The organism is Rhodopseudomonas sp. BR0C11 (assembly GCF_010820945.1).
GTDB classification, from domain to species: Bacteria; Pseudomonadota; Alphaproteobacteria; order Rhizobiales; family Xanthobacteraceae; genus Rhodopseudomonas; species Rhodopseudomonas palustris_H.
This window is the reverse complement of sequence record NZ_QTKI01000064.1, coordinates 1-16,952: the sequence shown is the minus strand read 5'-3', so window position 1 is coordinate 16,952 and position 16,952 is coordinate 1. Positions and strand designations below refer to the sequence as shown.

Genomic DNA, 16,952 nt, shown 5'->3' with positions numbered 1-16,952 from the left:
TCGCCGACGGTTTTCGCAACTGGTGGGAAGATCTGCTCGAACTGATGGCGCACGAGCCGAAGCACGATTTCGTCGTCGGCAAGGACGTCGCGGTCCTGCCCGGCAAGGTGGATTACAGCAACAAGCTGATCGAGCTGATCCAATACGCGCCAGCCACCGAGACGGTGCGGCCGGAGCCGATCCTGATCGTGCCGGCCTGGATCATGAAGTACTACATTCTCGATCTGTCGCCGCACAATTCGCTGGTGAAGTATCTCACCGATCAGGGCTACACCGTTTTTATGATCTCGTGGCGCAATCCGACCGCCGCGGATCGCGATGTCTCGCTCGAAGATTATCGCCGGCTCGGTGTGATGGCCGCCCTCGACACGATCGGTGCGATCCTGCCGGAACGGCCGGTGCATGCGGTGGGCTATTGCCTCGGCGGCACGCTGCTGTCGATTGCGGCGGCTGCGATGGGCCGCGACGGCGACAGCCGGCTCAAATCGATCACCCTGTTCGCCGCCCAGACCGACTTCACCGAGGCCGGCGAGCTGACGCTGTTCATCAACGAGAGCCAGGTCGCGTTCCTCGAAGACATGATGTGGAATCGCGGCGTGCTCGACACCACGCAGATGTCCGGCGCGTTCCAGATCCTGCGCTCCAACGATCTGATCTGGTCGCGGCTGGTGCATGAATATCTGATGGGCGTGCGCTCCGAGCCGAACGACCTGATGGCCTGGAATGCCGATGCCACGCGGATGCCGTATCGGATGCACTCCGAATATCTGCGTAAGCTGTTCCTCGACAACGATCTGGCCGAAGGCCGTTACACTGTTGATGGCCGGCCGATCGCGCTGTCCGACATCCACACGCCGATCTTCGTGGTCGGCACGCAGCGTGATCACGTCGCGCCGTGGCGGTCGACGTTCAAGATCCATTTGCTGGCCGATGCCGACGTTACCTTCTGTCTGACCGGCGGCGGCCACAACGCCGGCATCGTCTCGCCGCCATCCCCGAAGGCACATGGTTATCAAGTGATGACCAAGGAAGCCGATGGTCCGTATGTCGGGCCCGACGATTGGCTGAAGCAGGCACCCCACGCCGAAGGCTCGTGGTGGACCGAATGGGTGCATTGGCTCGGCACCCGTTCCGGCGAGCCGGTCGCGCCGCCGCGCATCGGATTGCCGGACGTCGATCCGGGTGCACTTCCGGCCGCGCCGGGCCGCTACGTGCTGCAGACCTGAGCGGCCTGCGGCAGCGCCGCCAGCGCCCGCGACAGCGTCTCGGCCGGCGTGCCGCCGGCGTCAATCGTGGTCCACCCGATCACGCCCTGCGCGTAGCTTTGCTGCTGCCGGACGATCTCCGGCGTCGCATCGGAGGCATCGCCGATCCGGCCGGCGACCCGTGCGATCCGCGTGGCGAGATCGGCGGTGAGAAACAGGCCGTGGAACGGGATGCCGAGCTCGGCCGCAACGTCTTCGATCGCGTGGCGCTCCTCGGGCTTGGAGAACACCGCATCGACAATCACCGAATGTCCCTGTTTCAAGATATGCGCGGCGCGCTCGGCTAGGCCGCGATAAACCGCCTCCGTCACCTCGGCGGTGTAGGCTGTCGCCGGGAGCCGTTCGGTATCGGCGACGCCGTGCAGCCGTTTGCGGGCCACATCCGAGCGCAGCACCACGGCGCCGGGCAGGGGCGGGACATGGCCTGAGAGCGCGCGAGCCAGCACCGATTTGCCGGTGCCGGATAGCCCGCCGACTGCGATCAGTCGGGGCGGTGGCGGCGCGATCAGCCGCAGCGCCAGATCAAAATAGGATTCGGCAATCGCCCGATTGGCTTGCCTGATCGTCTCATTGGCGGCGGGCCGTGCCAGCATCACCTTGGCGCGGATCGCGGCGCGCATCGACAGCAGCAGCGGCAGTGCCGACAGCGCATCGAGATTGTCCGCGCTCGTCACCGCGAGATAGCGGTTCAAGAGTTGTGCGGAGTCGCTGCCGCGGCCGTAGTGCAGCAAGTCCATCAGCGGGAAGGCGAGATCGTACAGCACGTCGACCGAGGCGAAGGCCGGATCGAACTCGATGGCGTCGAACAGCGTCGGCTTGCCATCGATCACCACGATATTGGCGAGGTGCAGATCGCCGTGGCACCAGCGGACGAAGCCTGCGGCACCGCGCTGCTCCAGCAACGGGCGCAGCCGGCCGAGCGCATCGCGACTGCTCTTGTCGAGCGTCGCAACGTCGGCCGCGGCAAAACCGCCTGCAGCAAGCTCGTTGGTGTCGTCAGCCAGGATCGGTTCGATCGATGCGACCCAAGGTGCAGTCTCCGCCAAAGGCGCGGCTTGATGCGAGGCGGCGATCGCATCGGCGACGGCGTCGATCAGCCCAGAGCCGAGCGAACCAGCGCGCGCGAGATGATCCAGCGTGGCGCTGTCGTCGAAGCGCATCATCTCGACGGCCCATTCCACCGCGGGCCCGTCGCCGCCGATCTGTAAAGCGCCCTTGTCAGTGCGTGTGACTGGCACGACACGGCGATAGATCGCGGGCGCGAATCGGCGGCCGACGGCTAGCTCCTGCTCACAGGCGATCTTTCGTTTGGCGAGGGTCGAATAGTCCAGAAATGGGAATTTGACGGCCCGCTTGATCTTCAGCGCCCGGTTCCCCTCGAGAAAAACCGCTGCGCCATGTGTGTCGATCTGCACGACGGGCGTGTCGCCGGCGCCACGGCCCAGGAAGTCGAAGACCTCTTGTTGCTGGGGGGCGGTGGAGGGGGCGTCTGGGGCGGACATCGGGACTACTACTTAGGCGGCTGCGGAACTGTCCGAGGATGGATCACGTTGCATCCCGATTGCGCAATCCTGGCGGGCAGATCATGAGCATTGTTGTAGGAAAAACAAGCGGCGCCCCGAATTGCCGGTGGTTTGACCTTGATCAATTCAATTCGCCAAAGCTGCGGTCAATTTGCACACCAACGACGATTAGCAGGGCCGCCATTGGGTCGCCACAAATCGTTGGCGAAAATTCCGAGTGATTGGGTCCGGTCTTGTATAAGTTTCTAGAGGCAACCGTTGCCGACCATATGACGCGAGCGGTGAAATCCGTGTCGCGCGAACTGACCATGCGCGAGTTGGAGGACAAGTTCGAGCACGACGACTTCAACGCCTATCCGGTGGTGGAGGATCAGCGTGTCATCGGCATGGTGACAAAGTACGATTTCCTGAGTTGTTTCGCGTTCCACCCGACCCAGATGCTGCCGCATTACGACGACCTGATGAATCGGACCGTCGGCGACATCATGTCGGGGGACTTCCTCTACGTGCACTCCGATACCAAGCTCACCCGGGTGTTGCAGTTGATGGTCGAACATCAGACCCGCAGCATCCCGGTGTTGGACGCCGATCGCAAGCTGGATGGTATCATCTCGCGCGAGGACGTCATCAAGGCGCTGGCGACCTTCACCAAGGTACGCTAACTGCGCGAGCAGTACGCGTCCCTCCGTCGCGCCAGGCGGACATTGGCTTGTTGCAGCAACTGTCGTACACCTTTCCCGCGCAGATTCCGGATCGTGCGACGGCTGCCGTTCGCGGCCGGCCGTCCGGTGTCGAGGTGAGATGTCGACCTATCGATTGAGCACCCTGCTGTCGCCCGGAGCCGTGGCGGTCGTTGGCGCTAGTCCGCGGCCGGCCTCTCTCGGCCGCGCGGTTCTGACCAATTTGCGCGAGGCGGGATTTAAGGGGCAGATCGGAGTCGTTAATCCGCGCTACCCGGAGATCGGCGGCATCAAGACCGTCGGCTCGCTCGCGGAACTCTCTTTCGTCCCGGATCTGATTGTCATTACGGCGCCGCCGCGCTCGGTCGCCAAGGTCGTTGCCGAAGCCGGCGAACTCGGCGTTGCCGGTGCGATCATCATCAGTTCGGAGATGGGGCGCGGCAAAGGCTCCTATGCGGAAGCCGCGAATCGCGCCGCGCGCAAGTCGGGCATCCGGCTGATCGGGCCGAACTGTCTCGGGATCATGATTCCAGGCGTCAATCTCAACGCCAGCTTCGCGGCCCACATGCCGCGGCGGGGCAATTTGGCGCTGATCTCGCAGTCGGGCGCGATTGCGGCCGGCATGGTGGATTGGGCCGCCGTCAAGGAGATCGGCTTCTCCGGCATCGTCTCGATCGGCGATCAGCTCGACGTCGATATCGCCGACATGCTCGACTTCTACGCAGCCGATCTCGAGACCCGCGCGATCCTGCTCTACATCGAAGCCGTCACCGACGCCCGCAAGTTCATGTCGGCGGCGCGCGCCGCGGCGCGGGTCAAGCCGGTGGTGGTGGTGAAGTCGGGCCGCATGGCGCACGGCGCAAAAGCTGCTGCGACCCACACCGGCGCGTTCGCCGGCGCCGATGCGGTGTATGAGGCCGCGTTCCGCCGCGCCGGCATGCTGCGGGTGTACGATCTGCGCGAGCTGTTCGACTGTGCCGAGACGCTCGGCCGCGTCAGCGCGCCGCGCGGCAAGCGGGTCGCGATCCTCACCAATGGCGGCGGCATCGGCATTCTGGCGGTCGACCGTCTGGCCGAACTCGGCGGCGAGCCGGCGACGCTGTCGGCCGATCTGCACAAGAAGCTCGACGCGATCCTGCCGACCTCGTGGTCCGGCTTCAATCCGATCGACATCACCAGTGACGCCGACGCCGAGCGTTATGCGGCGACGCTGTCGATGCTGCTCTCCGATCCGGATAATGACGCGATCCTGGTGATGAACGTGCAGACCGCGGTCGCGTCGCCGCGGGACATCGCCCGCGAAGTGATCCGTGTGGTCGGTGAGGAGCGGGTTCGCCGCACGTTGTTCAAGCCAGTGTTTGCGGTCTGGGTCGGCGCCGAGGAGGCGGTCACCCATGCCTTCGACGCCGCCTCGATCCCGAACTATCCGACCGAGGACGACGCAGTTCGCAGCATCATGAACATGGTGCGCTATCGCGAGGCGGTGCAGCTTCTCACCGAAGTGCCGCCATCGCTGCCGAAGGATTTCGACCCCGACACCGAGACGGCCCGGGCGATCGTCGAGAAGGCGCTGCGCGAAGGCCGCACCTGGCTCGATCCGCTGGAGATCAGCGGTCTGTTTGCGGCGTATCAGATCCCGATGATCCCGACGCTGGCGGCCACCAATGCCGAGGAAGCGGTGTCGTGGGCGTCGTCGTTCCTGTCGCAGGGCGTCACCGTGGTGGTGAAAGTGCTGTCGCGCGACATCCCGCACAAGTCCGACATCGGCGGCGTGGTGCTCAATCTCACTAGCGTCGAAGCGGTACGCGTTGCGGTGAATGAAATCATGGCGCGCGCCGCCAAGCTGCGCCCCGACGCGCGGCTCGAAGGCGTGATGGTGCAACCGATGATCCTGCGCCCGAAGGCGCGCGAGCTGACCATCGGCATTGCTGACGATCCGACCTTCGGTCCGGTGATCGCGTTCGGCCAGGGCGGCACCGGCGTCGAACTGATCGACGATCGGTCGCTGGCTTTGCCGTCGCTCGATCTGCCGCTCGCCGAGTCGCTGATCGCACGTACCCGTGTCTCCAAGCTGCTCTGCGCCTATCGCGACGTGCCCGAAGTGAAGCGAAGTGCGGTGGCGCTGACGCTGGTGAAGCTGTCGCAGATGGCGGCCGACCTGCCGGAGATCCGCGAACTCGACGTCAACCCGTTGCTCGCCGACGAAAGCGGCGTGGTGGCGATCGACGCCCGCGTCGTGGTGCGCCCGCCGGAGCGTAAATTCGCCGGCCTCGGCAATTCGCACTTCGCCGTGAAGCCGTATCCGACCGAATGGGAGCGGCATCTGACCGTGAAAGACGGCTGGCGCGTGCTGGCACGGCCGATCCGCCCGGACGACGAGCCGGCGATCCACGAATTCCTCAAGCACGTCACGCCTGAGGATCTGCGGCTGCGGTTCTTTGCGGCGATGAAGGAGTTCAGCCACGCTTTCATCGCCCGGCTGTCGCAGATCGACTACGCCCGCGCGATGGCCTTCGTGGCGTTCGACGAAATCACCGGCGAAATGCTCGGCGTGGTCCGCATTCACTCGGACTCGATCTATGAGAGCGGCGAATACGCGATCCTGCTGCGCTCCGATCTGAAGGGCAAAGGGCTCGGTTGGGCATTGATGAAACTGATCATCGAATACGCCCGTTCCGAAGGCCTGCATTATGTCTGCGGCCAGGTGCTGCGCGAGAACACCGCGATGCTGCGGATGTGCCGCGATCTCGGCTTCGAGACCAAAACCGATGCGTCCGAGCCGGACATCCTTAACGTTCGGTTACCGCTGACCGAAGAAGCCGCGCGCGCCGCCAGATCGGTGTGACGACAGCGTCGCCCGAGAGCGCCTCCTCATTATGAAGCTGTGCCGTGCTTGCTACAGCCGGTTCACCGAGACCACACGGAAGGTGTGCATGTCGCCTTCCTCGCGCAGCGACACGTACTCACCCTGGACGAAACGTTCGTCGGCGAAGTGATAGCCGGCTTCGTCGGGCAGTTTCGCAGCAGTGTCATATTGAAATGCCCATGATCCACCCGGACGGTGCACCAGGTGACCGAGGCTGTCCGGCTGATGCGGCCGCTGCCGTGCCACACGGCAGGCTTCGCGGTGCTTCTTCCAGATTTCGGCGTCGATCCGGTCATTGCCGTCGAGCGGCGCGATGATCACATAGGCAATGTTCGCTTCGCCTTCAGGATGTCCAGGTTCTCGTGCGAGTTCGAGCCGGATCTGGCGGAAGCACGCCGGCAACGAGGTGTTTAGGATTGCGGAGGGCGTAGCTTTGGTCATTGTTTCGCTCCTGGCATCGCACACGATGCTGACGCAGAGCAGAAGCGGCATAATTGATTTGCATCAATCGCGGTACACGACGCAAACTGTGCGCTGCAACGCGTCGGGGCGAATCGAAACGGAGCAGCGCATGCTGGCCTTCGAGACCGGATGGGACCAGCCGTGAGCCTCGCGCCTGTGCTGAATGCCAAGACCGATGGCGATACGCTGGAGCTCAAGCCGAAAGGGGCTTGGACCGCGACCAACAGCAAATTCATGGAGCAGCTGTCTGACGACGTTGCTCCTCAGATCGCGGCGGCGAAGTCGCTCACCATCGATATGGCGGAGATCGGCGAGATCGACACGATCGGCGCCTGGGTGCTCGAAAAGCTGTCGCGCAGCGCCGCGCAGGCCGGCCGCACCGCGCAGTTCAAAGGCATTTCCGCGAGCTACGCGGAGCTGATCGATGAAGTGCGGCAGCTCAATCGTCGTGGGCCGACCCCGCATCCGAAGCCCAACCCGATCATCGCGAAGCTCGACGAGATCGGTCGGTCGGCCTGGAGCGCCACCACTGATATCGCGGTGTTTCTGGAAATGCTCGGTGCCCTCGGTGCCGCGCTGCTGGGTGTGCTGCGGCGGCCGCGCTCGCTGCGACTGACCTCGTTGACTTACCAGGTCTACAGGGTCGGCTGGCAGGCGATCCCGATCATGGTGCTGATCACCTTCCTGATCGGCGCGATCATCGCACAGCAGGGCATCTTCCACTTCCGTAAGTTCGGTGCTGATTCCTATGTCGTCGACATGGTCGGCATCCTGGTGCTGCGCGAGATCGGCGTGCTGATCGTCGCCATCATGGTCGCCGGCCGGTCGGGGAGTGCCTATACGGCCGAACTCGGCTCGATGAAGATGCGGGAAGAGATCGACGCGCTCTCGACCATGGGACTCGATCCAGTTGAGGTGCTGATCCTGCCGCGGATCATCGCGCTGGTGATCGCGCTGCCGATCCTGGCCTTCATCGGCTCGATGGCGGCGCTGTATGGCGGCCTGCTGACGGCGTGGTTCTATGGAGGGATGCAGCCGTCGGTGTTCATCGCCCGGCTGCACGAGGCCGTGTCGCTGAACTCCTTCCAGGTCGGGATGTGGAAGGCGCCGTTCATGGCGCTGGTGATCGGCATCGTCGCCTGCAGCGAGGGCCTGCGGGTCAAGGGCAGCGCCGAGTCGCTCGGCCTGCAGACCACCACCTCGGTGGTGAAGTCGATCTTTCTGGTGATCGTGCTCGACGGCTTGTTCGCCGTGTTCTTCGCGTCGATCGGGATGTAGCGATGGACGCGCTCGCTCAACTCTATGCCATCCGCGTCGCCGACCTCGTGGTCGGATTCGGCCGGCAGACCGTCCTCAATCATCTGTCGCTCGATGTTCGCCGTGGTGAAATCCTCGGACTGGTCGGCGCTTCGGGTGGCGGCAAGTCGGTGCTGATGCGTACCATCATCGGGCTGATCCCCAAGCAAAGCGGGCATATCGAAGTGATGGGCCACGATACCGAGCGCGGCTTCGGCCGGGCGCGCGGGGCAGTGGCGGCGACCTGGGGCATCCTGTTTCAGCAGGGGGCGCTGTTCTCTTCGCTCACCGCGCGGCAGAACGTGCAGTTCCCGCTGCGCGAGATGCTCGACATGTCGGAGAAGCTGCAGGACGAGATCGCCACTGCCAAGCTGGAGATGGTCGGCATCGCGCCCGACGATTGGGACAAGTACCCGTCGCAGTTGTCCGGCGGCATGACCAAGCGTGTGGCGCTGGCCCGTGCGCTGGCGCTCGATCCTTCGATCGTGTTTCTCGACGAACCCACCAGCGGCCTCGACCCGATCGCGGCCGGTGACTTCGATCAACTGATCAAGACCCTGCAAACAACGCTCGGGCTCACCGTGTTCATGGTGACCCACGATCTCGCCAGCCTCAACGTCGTCTGCGACCGCGTTGCGGCGCTGGCCGACGGCAAGATCGTGGCGGTGGGACCGATGCGCGAATTGCTGCAATCCGAACATCCCTGGGTGCGGGCCTATTTCCACGGCAAGCGCTCGGCGATGCTCCAGCCCAGACAGGACTAGGACGCCACGCCATGGAAACTCGTGCTCCTTTCGTGATCGTCGGTGCGTTCGTACTCGCGGCGATCTTTGCGGTGTTCGGCTTCGTGTTCTGGCTGCACAACACTTCGGGCGTCGGTGCGCGCACCAGCTACCACGTCCAATTCCGCGACCCGGTGCCGGGGCTGCTGGTCGGCGCCGCCGTGCTGTTCAACGGCATCCGCGTCGGCGAAGTCACGGCGCTGTCGCTCGCCTCCGATGATCCGCGGCGGGTCGATGCGACCATCGCGGTGGCGCCGTCGACGCCGGTCCGTCCGGACACCAAGGTTGGCTTGGACTTTCAGGGCCTGACCGGGGTGCCGGTAGTGGCGCTCGAAGGCGGCAAGCAGCTCAGCGGCTCGGCGATCGCCACTACGCTTGTTGCGGAGCCGGGAGCGGGCATGAGTATGACCCAGGCTGCCCGCGAGGCGCTGCGCAAGGTCGATACCGTGCTGGGCGAAAACTCCGGTCCGCTGAAAGACACCATCGCCAACTTCAAGACGTTCTCGGAGTGGCTGGCGGGGAAGACCGAGAAGCTGGACGGGATCCTCGGCGGCGTCGAGCGGATGACCGGCGCGAACGAACCGGTGGTGAAGAAGGTGGTGTACGACCTGTCGGCCGCGACCGGCTTCCCGCCGCCATCGCCGCCGCTCAAGGCGCAACTCACCATTCCGGAATCCAATACGGTGGTTCTGTTCGACAGCCAGAAGATGCTGCTGGCGCCCGGACTGGAAGTGCCGGCCTTTGCCGGCGCGCAGTGGAGCGACAGCCTCCCAAAGATGCTGCAGGAGAAGCTGATCCAAAGCTTCGAAAACTACGACATCGCCCACGCGCCGATGCGCCCGAACGATGCCGTGCAGCCGGACTACCAACTGCTGACCGATATCAGGAGTTTTCAGGTGATCGGTGAAGCGGATGCGCTTCGCGCCGAAATCGCGTTCAGCGCCAAGATCATCGACAAGGAAGGCAAGCTGGTCGCGGCCAAGCTGTTTCAGCAGGCGACGCCGCTCGACAAGCCTGAACCGGCTGCGGCCGTCACCGCGTTCGACAAGTCATTCGATACCATCGCCAAGCAGCTGGTGCCGTGGGCAGCGCAGGCGCTCGCAACCGGTCATGCCGACGCCGAGCGGGCCTCGACGCCCCCGGGCAGGGCGATTACCGCTCCAAGGTCTTCAGGTACGACAAAAGGTCGTTGATCTGGTCTGGATCGAGTTCGAATGCCGGCATCCGCGGGTGGCCGGTATAAATACCTTCAGCAAACGCCTCTGCCAGCGTCTCGACGGGATAGCGCGTGTGAAGCGTGCGGAACGGCGGGGCCTGTTCGAGCCGACTTTTACCGCTGCGGCCGATGGCGTGGCAGCGCGCGCAGTGTGATTTGGCGAAGCCGAGCCCGCGGCGCTCCGACGGAGTCGCGGCGGCCGCCGCTTGGCTGGCCACAATTAGCAGGATCGCCGTGCAGGCAAGTAGTCGTCCCATGAGCCGCCCGGTCGGTAAAAACAGGTCGCCAAACAACGACTTGCACGATGCATGACGGTCGTGTCATGACCTTGATCTGTGTCAAGCTGCCTTGACGAATTGCCGACATATTAACTCTTCTGGCGCAGAATGGGCGGTCAGTTGACGGCGATGCGCGCCAGGAGAGTTCAGTCTGGCGACCGCATGGAGTGATGGATGCCGCATCTCGCTTATCCGACGACGACTTGCGAGGGATTTCGCTGTGAGACGCACTGCGCGGTGCGTGGGCTGGCGATCTGTGGCGAACTCGGCCCTGCCGACCACGAAGAGTTCGAACGTCTCGCCCAGCATGTCCGTTACGGGCCGAAGGAAGCGCTGTTCTCCGAGGACGAAGTCGCTGATTCGGTTTACAGCCTAATCGAAGGGATCGCTCGCCTGTACAAGCTGCTGCCCGATGGCCGTCGCCAGATCATCGGCTTTGCGCTTCCCGGCGATTTCCTCGGAATGGCACCAGGTAACCGCTACTCCTTCTCGGCCGACTCGATCGGCGGCGTGACCGTCTGCAAGTTCTTCCGCGGTCCGTTCCTGCGCTTCATCGAAAATCGCCCGCAGATGTTGCTCCGCATGAACGACTTCGCCACCCGCGAACTCAGCCTTGCCCAGGATCAGATGCTGCTGCTCGGCCGCCGCTCCGCCGAGGAGAAGGTCGCTGCCTTCCTGGTCGGTTGGCGCGATCGTCTGGCCCGGCTGGAAGGCGTCACCAAAACCGTCAGCCTGCCGATGGGCCGTCAGGACATCGCCGACTTCCTCGGCCTGACGATCGAAACCGTAAGCCGCACCTTCACCAAGTTGGAGCGGGAAAAACTGATCGTGAGCGTTCCGGACGGGGTACGCGTGCTGGACCCGAAACGCTTCGACGCGCTCGCCGCGGCCTGAAACGCTTCACTTTCGGCCGCGCATCCGCCCGGAATCCCACCCGAGGCTACCGATGCGCGACGAAACGCCGGCCTATCTCCGAGCCCGGCATTACTTCTACGAAATTCTTGAATCCCAGGCGCAGACCTCGCGCATGGGCGTCGTCGTCAACCGCTTCATCGTCTTCTTCATCGTGCTCAGCGTCGGGATCACGGTGATGGAGTCGGTGCCGGCGATGCGCGACGACTACAGCCGGCTGTTCCAGGCGCTTGAGCTACTGTGCCTGGTGGTGTTCTCGATCGAATACTACATCCGGATCTGGATCGCGCCCGAGCATCTGCCGTACCACCACATGAGCCCGCTGCGCGCTGCGTGGGCCTACATGATCAGCCCGCAGGGCATCGTCGATTGCATCTCGGTGATGCCGCTTTGGATCGCGCTGTTCGGTCCGGACGACCTGCGGGTCTTGATTATCCTGCGGATGCTGCGGCTGCTGAAATTCGCCCGTTATTCGTCGGGCATGCGGTCGCTGCTGGAAGTGCTGGAGAGTGAGCGTCGGGCGTTGATGGCCTGCCTCGTGATCCTGGCTTGTGCCACTCTGGTCTCGGCGACCGCGATGCACATTGCCGAGGGCCATGTGCAGCCCGAAAAGTTCGGCACCATTCCTGATGCGATGTGGTGGGCGATCGTGACGCTCAGCACGATCGGCTACGGCGACGTGGTGCCGGCCACCGGCGTCGGCCGGATGATCGCCGCCGCCACCATCATCTGCGGCCTGATCATGATCGCGTTGCCGGTCGGCATCGTCGCCAACGCGTTCTCCGAGGTGATCCATCGGCGCGATTTCATAGTGAATTGGAGCATGGTGGCGCGAGTGCCTTTGTTCTCGCATCTCACCGCCGGAGACATCGCGCACATCATGCAGCTGCTGCAGGCGCGGCAGATCGAGCGCGGCGAAGTGGTCTTCCGCCGGGGCGAGCCCGCGACCGCGATGTACTTCATTGCCGAAGGTGACGTGGAAATCGAGCTGGGGCCTGAGGACAAGGGCCGCCGCATCCGACTCGGCACCGGACACTTCTTCGGCGAGATTGCAGTGCTAAAGCGGGTCGAACGCTCGGCAACCGTGAGGGCGGTGTCGCGGACGCGGCTTTTGGTCCTGGATGGCGCCGATCTACGTGCGTTGATTGCCCGCGAGCCGAGCATCGCGCGCAAGATCAACCAAATCGTCGAAGGCCGTACCGGCCGTAACCTCAACCTCGAGATCGCTGATCTCGAGGGACAGGCCGACGTCTCGGTGGAAGAGAACGCGTAAGCCGCTAAGGGCGCTTATTCCGCCGCGATCGCGTACAAGTTCGCGATCTTGATCGGGCGGTGCTTGCTGCGGCGCTTCGGAAACTCGCTGGGGCGCGTCAACGAGCGCTGGGCCGCCAGAAACGCCATCACTTTATTCCCGGCGTCAGCGAACGAGGCGCCGAGCGGCAGGCCGAACTTGCGGCAGTCTTCCGGCGACAGCGGTTGTTTGGCATGGCGGAGCGCCATCGCAGGTCCCCACCACCAGCCCGGAGCCGGAGACCGGTCGTCCGCCGGAACGGCGCGCCAAGCCGCCATTTCCTGAGCCAAACGGTTAAATTCGATGTGCTGTGCCGGATGCATGTCGTACGTCCCTGTTGTGCCGGCATAACGTCCGAAAGCCCAAAAGGTTGCAGGTCGCTGGCGTCCGTCGCCGTACGAGCAATAGTCCGGTACCGTTCTCAGTCGGGAAAACTCGTGCTAACCATTCGCATATGAACCAACGTGCCGCGATCGACATCCGCCATTCCACCTGTCCGCACGACTGCCCCTCGGCCTGCGCACTCGACGTCGAAGTGATCGACGGCTCGACCATCGGCCGGCTCCGCGGCTCGAAGCGGCAGACCTACACGGCCGGCGTCGTCTGCGCCAAAGTCGCCCGCTACGCCGAGCGCATCCATCATCCTGACCGGCTGACCTATCCGATGCGCCGTATCGGACCGAAGGGCTCCGGACAATTTGCGCGCATCTCCTGGGACCAGGCGCTGGACGAGATCGCAGCGCGGTTCGATGCCGCCGAGGCGGAGTTCGGCGCGGAGTCGGTGTGGCCCTATTACTATGCGGGCACCATGGGGCTGGTGATGCGGGACGGCATCAACCGGCTCGCCAACGTCAAAAAGTACTCGCGGTTTTACTCGACGATCTGCGCGAATGTCGCCTGGGCGGGCTTTGCGGCCGGTGTCGGCAAAGTCGCCGGCGTCGATCCGCGGGAAATGGCGAAGTCGGATCTGATCGTGATCTGGGGGACTAATCCGGTCTCGACCCAGGTCAACGTGATGACCCACGCTGCCCGGGCCCGCAAAGAGCGTGGCGCCAAGATCGCGGCCATCGATATCTACGATAACGAGACGATGCAGCAGGCCGATATCCGGATCATTCTGCGTCCGGGGACCGATGGGGCCTTCGCCTGCGGCGTGATGCACGTCCTGTTTCGCGATGGTCTTGCGGATCGCGGCTATCTGGCCCGCTACACCGACTGTCCGGACGATCTCGAGGCGCATCTCAAGACGCGGACGCCAGCATGGGCCTCTGCGATCTGCGGCGTGCCGGAGGCGGAGATCGAAGCGTTTGCGCATGCGGTGGGCCACACCAAGCGCAGCTTCTTCCGGCTCGGCTATGGCTTTACCCGCAGCCGCAACGGCGCCGCCCAGATGCACGCTGCGCTGTGTATCCCGGCGGTGACGGGGGCGTGGCGGCACGAAGGCGGCGGCGCTTTCTTCAACAACGGCGCGATCTTCGGCTTCGACAAGACTCTAATCGAGGGGCTGGATCAGCTCGATCCGGCAACGCGGGTACTGGATCAGTCCAAGATCGGCCGCATCCTCACCGGTGATGCCGAGGCGCTGGATGGCGGCGCGCCGGTTAAGGCGATGCTGATCCAGAACACCAATCCGATGACCGTCGCGCCGGAGCAGGAGTTGGTCCGCGCCGGCTTCGCCCGCGAAGACCTGTTCGTTGCGGTGCATGAGCAGTTCATGACCGAGACTGCGCTGGTGGCCGATATCGTGTTGCCGGCGACGATGTTCTTGGAGCACGACGACCTGTATTACGGCGGCGGCCATCAGCACATCTCGGTCGGCGCCCGGCTGGTCGAACCGCCCGGCGAATGCCGCTCCAATCACCAGGTGCTCCAGGGGCTGGCGCAGCGGCTCGGCGTCGATCATCCGGCGTTCGCGATGACGCCGCGCGAGGTCATCGATACGACGCTGAAAGCCAGCGGCCATGGCGGCATCGAGCAGCTCGAGGCCGATCTTTGGCGCGATCTGCAGCCGGATTTCCGCGAGTCTCACTTCCTTGACGGCTTCGCGCATCCGGACGGCAAGTTTCACTTCCGGGTCGACTGGGGCAACGTCAACCTCGCTCGCAAACTGCGGCTGGGACCGTGGCAGGAGATGCCCAGCCTGCCGGATCACTGGGCGGTGACAGAACAGGCTGACGCGCAGCATCCGTTTCGGCTTGCTACGAGCCCGGCCCGCAGCTTCCTCAACACCACCTTCAACGAGACGCCGTCGTCGCAGGCACGCGAAGGCGAGCCCAACGTGATGATGCATCCGGCCGATGCCGCCGATGTCGGCGTCGGTGAGGGCGATCTGGTGATGCTGGGGAATGCCCGGGGGGAAACGATGCTGACGGTCCGGCTCAGCAGCGGACTGCGGCGCGGCGTCTTGATCGCCGAATCAGTGTTTCCGAACCGGGCTCATCGCGGCGGACGTGGAATCAACGTCCTGACCAGCGCAGAATCAATCGCGCCGCACGGCGGTGCGGCGTTTCACGATAATAAAGTCTGGATAAAGAAGGCTGATGCGCCACTCGCGAAGCGCGACTGAGGCCCGATTAATCCGGTCGTAACCGGAGGTCGGCAGTCGTTATCGCTTCGCGAGTGCGCGTTCAGGCTCAGCGCTGGTGGCCGAGGCCGATACCGAGCTTCAGCGCCTTCTGGCGCAGCGAGCCGACGGTCCGATTGGTCAGACGGGCGATTTCCGCCACCGGAGTGCGCGCCTTCGAATGCGCCTTCAACTCCTTGATGTCTTCCTTGGTGTACTCGCGGCGAGTGATCTTGCCCTTCTTGGCGGCCTTGGCCTTGGTAGCGGTCTTCGCCGCAGCCTTGGTCACGACCTTCTTGGCCTTCTTCGACTTCGCTGCGGTCTTCGCAGTCTTTGCTTTCGCTTTCTTTGCCACGCGTAGGCTCCTTTAGTGAAGCGCCCTTCTACTACACCCATTCCGTGCCGACAATTCGGAAATTGAGAATTTCGAACTGATCGAGGCGGCTTCGGTTAGCATTAGTTTAAGTGTGTGTAGTTGGCAATTTGGCGAAATTAGGTACTCGCGCGTAGTGACTATCGCCGTTTTGTCGATGTCTTGGCTCGTTGACACCGGTCAAACTGCTGCAAATCACTACACCGGCCCGGCGCGTGCCGGGTTTTCTCGCAAAGTGGAAACGTGCCACCCAAGAGTGCAAATCGGTGCCCGTCAGCCGTGTATTTCCGAGGATCGGTGCTGCTGATGGAGACGATTTGTCGCGAATAACGCGGTGGGACGTGGTCGCGCTTAGTGTGCGCGGGCTACGCAATCCATCCAACCAAAGGCGTATCGGGGGGGGGCGCCGGCGAGATATCAGCGCGACGAGAACAGTGGAATGCGATTGATCAGCGCGGCTGTTTCGCGTTTGGCGCGAGTGCGGCGCGAGTGCGGGCGAGCGTGCGCTCGTAATAGTCCTCGCGCTCTTGCTTCAGGCTGATCTGCAGATTTCGGAAGGCTGCAATGCGTTTCGCGATCTCTTCGCGTTCTCGCGATGCAATCGTTTCAGGACGAGACACTTCAGCCTCGGAGTGTTTGGTCGCCGGAGGTATTTGCGCCCGTGAGTCGGTTTGGAACTCGGTATTTCCGCGAGCACCGGTCTGAATGCCCGCCGCAGCCGCGTCCTCAGAGCCATTATCCAGGCTGCTGCTGTCGCTGAAATCAGCGGACTCGGAGTTTGGCAGTTGCGACGTCGTCATTGCTCTTCCTAAAAGTCATCATTGGGAGCGCTGATCAGGGGCGTCAATCGAAATCGCCGCCAACGGGCTGCGGTGGTGGATAAATCGTACGGTTGGTTGCGGTGAAAGCGGTACTCGGTAGCCCAGCGCGAGAGTTGGAGCGGGTGCCAATAGCCAAGATCGATCGCGACTCCCTGAGCATCGAAGAACTCGCCGCCTTCCGGGACGAAGCGACCGATAAGCTCGCGAGAAGGTCGCCGCGCGCCAAGCTGAGCTCGCGATGCTGTCGCGCTACGGCAAGATCACGAAGAAGGGGCCCGCTGCCGCCGAGGCCAAGCCGCGGAAAGGAGCCAAGGACGCTGGGCATTCCTCGAAAGATCAGTCCGCAACGGCATAAGCAGCCCGCTGCTGCGGCCTATAGAGCGGCGACGAAGGATGTAGACGCTTTTGGAATCGCAGCGATAACGGCGCGGCGCTGCTCACGGCTTGCAATCTCTTGCCGCATCGTTCTTATTTCCGGCTCGCGGTGACGATTGATCGGTTTTGCGCCGCGTGGAAGCTTTCCTCAGATCTCCTAGCGGAAATCCAATATGTCGGATCATCACGGCCCTCTCCGCGTCGGCATCGGTGGCCCCGTGGGCTCGGGCAAGACTGCGCTGATGGACC

Annotated in this window: 15 protein-coding genes and 1 pseudogene; 10 read left to right on the top strand and 6 right to left on the bottom strand. The window is 63.7% G+C overall.

Annotated elements, in window-relative coordinates:
- A partial coding sequence (locus DYI24_RS07810) for a PHA/PHB synthase family protein (RefSeq protein ID WP_164571887.1) occupies nucleotides 1-1,226 on the top strand: 1,226 nt, incomplete at its 5' end.
- Here DYI24_RS07810 and DYI24_RS07805 read toward each other — a convergent pair.
- Nucleotides 1,208-2,767, bottom strand: a complete 1,560-nt coding sequence (locus DYI24_RS07805; RefSeq protein WP_164571886.1) for a bifunctional aminoglycoside phosphotransferase/ATP-binding protein — start codon at nucleotides 2,765-2,767, stop codon at nucleotides 1,208-1,210. The genes DYI24_RS07810 and DYI24_RS07805 overlap by 19 nt on opposite strands.
- Before the next feature lie 254 nt (nucleotides 2,768-3,021).
- Between DYI24_RS07805 and DYI24_RS07800 the strand changes: the two genes are divergently transcribed.
- Nucleotides 3,022-3,450 carry a CBS domain-containing protein gene (locus DYI24_RS07800; RefSeq protein ID WP_199851765.1) on the top strand — a complete coding sequence of 143 codons (429 nt, stop codon included), beginning with the start codon at nucleotides 3,022-3,024 and terminating at the stop codon, nucleotides 3,448-3,450.
- 139 nt (nucleotides 3,451-3,589) lie between these two features.
- The gene (locus DYI24_RS07795) at nucleotides 3,590-6,313 is read left to right on the top strand and encodes a bifunctional acetate--CoA ligase family protein/GNAT family N-acetyltransferase (protein ID WP_164571885.1); all 2,724 of its coding nucleotides are present in this window, start codon (nucleotides 3,590-3,592) and stop codon (nucleotides 6,311-6,313) included.
- Nucleotides 6,314-6,364: 51 nt separating this feature from the next.
- Here the strand turns inward: DYI24_RS07795 and DYI24_RS07790 are convergent, their stop codons facing one another.
- Nucleotides 6,365-6,775 (bottom strand): hypothetical protein, encoded by a 411-nt coding sequence (locus DYI24_RS07790; RefSeq protein ID WP_164571884.1) that lies wholly within the window; start codon nucleotides 6,773-6,775, stop codon nucleotides 6,365-6,367.
- 150 nt (nucleotides 6,776-6,925) lie between these two features.
- Between DYI24_RS07790 and DYI24_RS07785 the strand changes: the two genes are divergently transcribed.
- Genes DYI24_RS07785 through DYI24_RS07775 form a run of 3 tightly spaced genes read left to right on the top strand, consistent with a single transcriptional unit; the run spans nucleotide 6,926 to nucleotide 10,067 of the window.
- A complete protein-coding gene (locus DYI24_RS07785) occupies nucleotides 6,926-8,074 on the top strand; it encodes an ABC transporter permease (protein ID WP_164571883.1) in 1,149 nt (382 codons plus the stop codon).
- Nucleotides 8,075-8,076: 2 nt separating this feature from the next.
- The gene (locus DYI24_RS07780; RefSeq protein ID WP_107345830.1) at nucleotides 8,077-8,856 is read left to right on the top strand and encodes an ABC transporter ATP-binding protein; all 780 of its coding nucleotides are present in this window, start codon (nucleotides 8,077-8,079) and stop codon (nucleotides 8,854-8,856) included.
- A gap of 11 nt (nucleotides 8,857-8,867) precedes the next feature.
- Complete coding sequence (locus tag DYI24_RS07775) at nucleotides 8,868-10,067, top strand: ABC-type transport auxiliary lipoprotein family protein (RefSeq protein ID WP_164571882.1); 1,200 nt, start codon at nucleotides 8,868-8,870, stop codon at nucleotides 10,065-10,067.
- Here the strand turns inward: DYI24_RS07775 and DYI24_RS07770 are convergent.
- Nucleotides 10,027-10,347, bottom strand: a complete 321-nt coding sequence (locus DYI24_RS07770; RefSeq protein WP_107346722.1) for a c-type cytochrome — start codon at nucleotides 10,345-10,347, stop codon at nucleotides 10,027-10,029. The genes DYI24_RS07775 and DYI24_RS07770 overlap by 41 nt on opposite strands.
- 195 nt (nucleotides 10,348-10,542) lie before the next feature.
- Here DYI24_RS07770 and aadR point away from each other — a divergent pair, with 195 nt between their 5' ends.
- Both aadR and DYI24_RS07760 read left to right on the top strand, forming a co-directional pair.
- Nucleotides 10,543-11,262 carry a transcriptional activatory protein AadR gene (gene aadR, locus DYI24_RS07765; RefSeq protein WP_164571881.1) on the top strand — a complete coding sequence of 240 codons (720 nt, stop codon included), beginning with the start codon at nucleotides 10,543-10,545 and terminating at the stop codon, nucleotides 11,260-11,262.
- A 52-nt stretch (nucleotides 11,263-11,314) separates the two neighbouring features.
- Nucleotides 11,315-12,553, top strand: a complete 1,239-nt coding sequence (locus tag DYI24_RS07760; protein WP_107345828.1) for a cyclic nucleotide-gated ion channel — start codon at nucleotides 11,315-11,317, stop codon at nucleotides 12,551-12,553.
- A gap of 14 nt (nucleotides 12,554-12,567) precedes the next feature.
- Here DYI24_RS07760 and DYI24_RS07755 read toward each other — a convergent pair whose 3' ends face one another.
- A complete protein-coding gene (locus DYI24_RS07755) occupies nucleotides 12,568-12,780 on the bottom strand; it encodes a hypothetical protein (RefSeq protein WP_246701190.1) in 213 nt (70 codons plus the stop codon).
- Nucleotides 12,781-13,025: 245 nt separating this feature from the next.
- On the opposite strand from DYI24_RS07755, the gene DYI24_RS07750 reads away from it, so the two are divergent.
- Nucleotides 13,026-15,137, top strand: coding sequence for a molybdopterin-containing oxidoreductase family protein (locus DYI24_RS07750; protein ID WP_164571879.1), 2,112 nt, complete (start codon nucleotides 13,026-13,028; stop codon nucleotides 15,135-15,137).
- A gap of 67 nt (nucleotides 15,138-15,204) precedes the next feature.
- Here the strand turns inward: DYI24_RS07750 and DYI24_RS07745 are convergent, their stop codons facing one another.
- The gene (locus DYI24_RS07745) at nucleotides 15,205-15,489 is read right to left on the bottom strand and encodes a hypothetical protein (RefSeq protein WP_011159765.1); all 285 of its coding nucleotides are present in this window, start codon (nucleotides 15,487-15,489) and stop codon (nucleotides 15,205-15,207) included.
- A gap of 467 nt (nucleotides 15,490-15,956) precedes the next feature.
- Nucleotides 15,957-16,307, bottom strand: coding sequence for a hypothetical protein (locus DYI24_RS07740; RefSeq protein WP_164571878.1), 351 nt, complete (start codon nucleotides 16,305-16,307; stop codon nucleotides 15,957-15,959).
- A gap of 569 nt (nucleotides 16,308-16,876) precedes the next feature.
- Here DYI24_RS07740 and DYI24_RS07735 point away from each other — a divergent pair.
- Nucleotides 16,877-16,952: pseudogene (locus DYI24_RS07735) on the top strand (urease accessory protein UreG); the annotation flags it as partial.

Excerpts from the sequence above, each read along its gene's own strand:
- DYI24_RS07805 (WP_164571886.1), bottom strand. The coding sequence starts at position 2,767 with ATGTCCGCCCCAGACGCCCCCTCCACCGCCCCCCAGCAACAAGAGGTC.
- DYI24_RS07795 (WP_164571885.1), top strand. The coding sequence starts at position 3,590 with ATGTCGACCTATCGATTGAGCACCCTGCTGTCGCCCGGAGCCGTGGCG.
- DYI24_RS07790 (WP_164571884.1), bottom strand. The coding sequence starts at position 6,775 with ATGACCAAAGCTACGCCCTCCGCAATCCTAAACACCTCGTTGCCGGCG.
- DYI24_RS07785 (WP_164571883.1), top strand. The coding sequence starts at position 6,926 with ATGGGACCAGCCGTGAGCCTCGCGCCTGTGCTGAATGCCAAGACCGAT.
- DYI24_RS07780 (WP_107345830.1), top strand. The coding sequence starts at position 8,077 with ATGGACGCGCTCGCTCAACTCTATGCCATCCGCGTCGCCGACCTCGTG.
- DYI24_RS07775 (WP_164571882.1), top strand. The coding sequence starts at position 8,868 with ATGGAAACTCGTGCTCCTTTCGTGATCGTCGGTGCGTTCGTACTCGCG.
- DYI24_RS07770 (WP_107346722.1), bottom strand. The coding sequence starts at position 10,347 with ATGGGACGACTACTTGCCTGCACGGCGATCCTGCTAATTGTGGCCAGC.
- aadR (WP_164571881.1), top strand. The coding sequence starts at position 10,543 with ATGCCGCATCTCGCTTATCCGACGACGACTTGCGAGGGATTTCGCTGT.
- DYI24_RS07760 (WP_107345828.1), top strand. The coding sequence starts at position 11,315 with ATGCGCGACGAAACGCCGGCCTATCTCCGAGCCCGGCATTACTTCTAC.
- DYI24_RS07755 (WP_246701190.1), bottom strand. The coding sequence starts at position 12,780 with ATGGCGCTCCGCCATGCCAAACAACCGCTGTCGCCGGAAGACTGCCGC.
- DYI24_RS07750 (WP_164571879.1), top strand. The coding sequence starts at position 13,026 with ATGAACCAACGTGCCGCGATCGACATCCGCCATTCCACCTGTCCGCAC.
- DYI24_RS07740 (WP_164571878.1), bottom strand. The coding sequence starts at position 16,307 with ATGACGACGTCGCAACTGCCAAACTCCGAGTCCGCTGATTTCAGCGAC.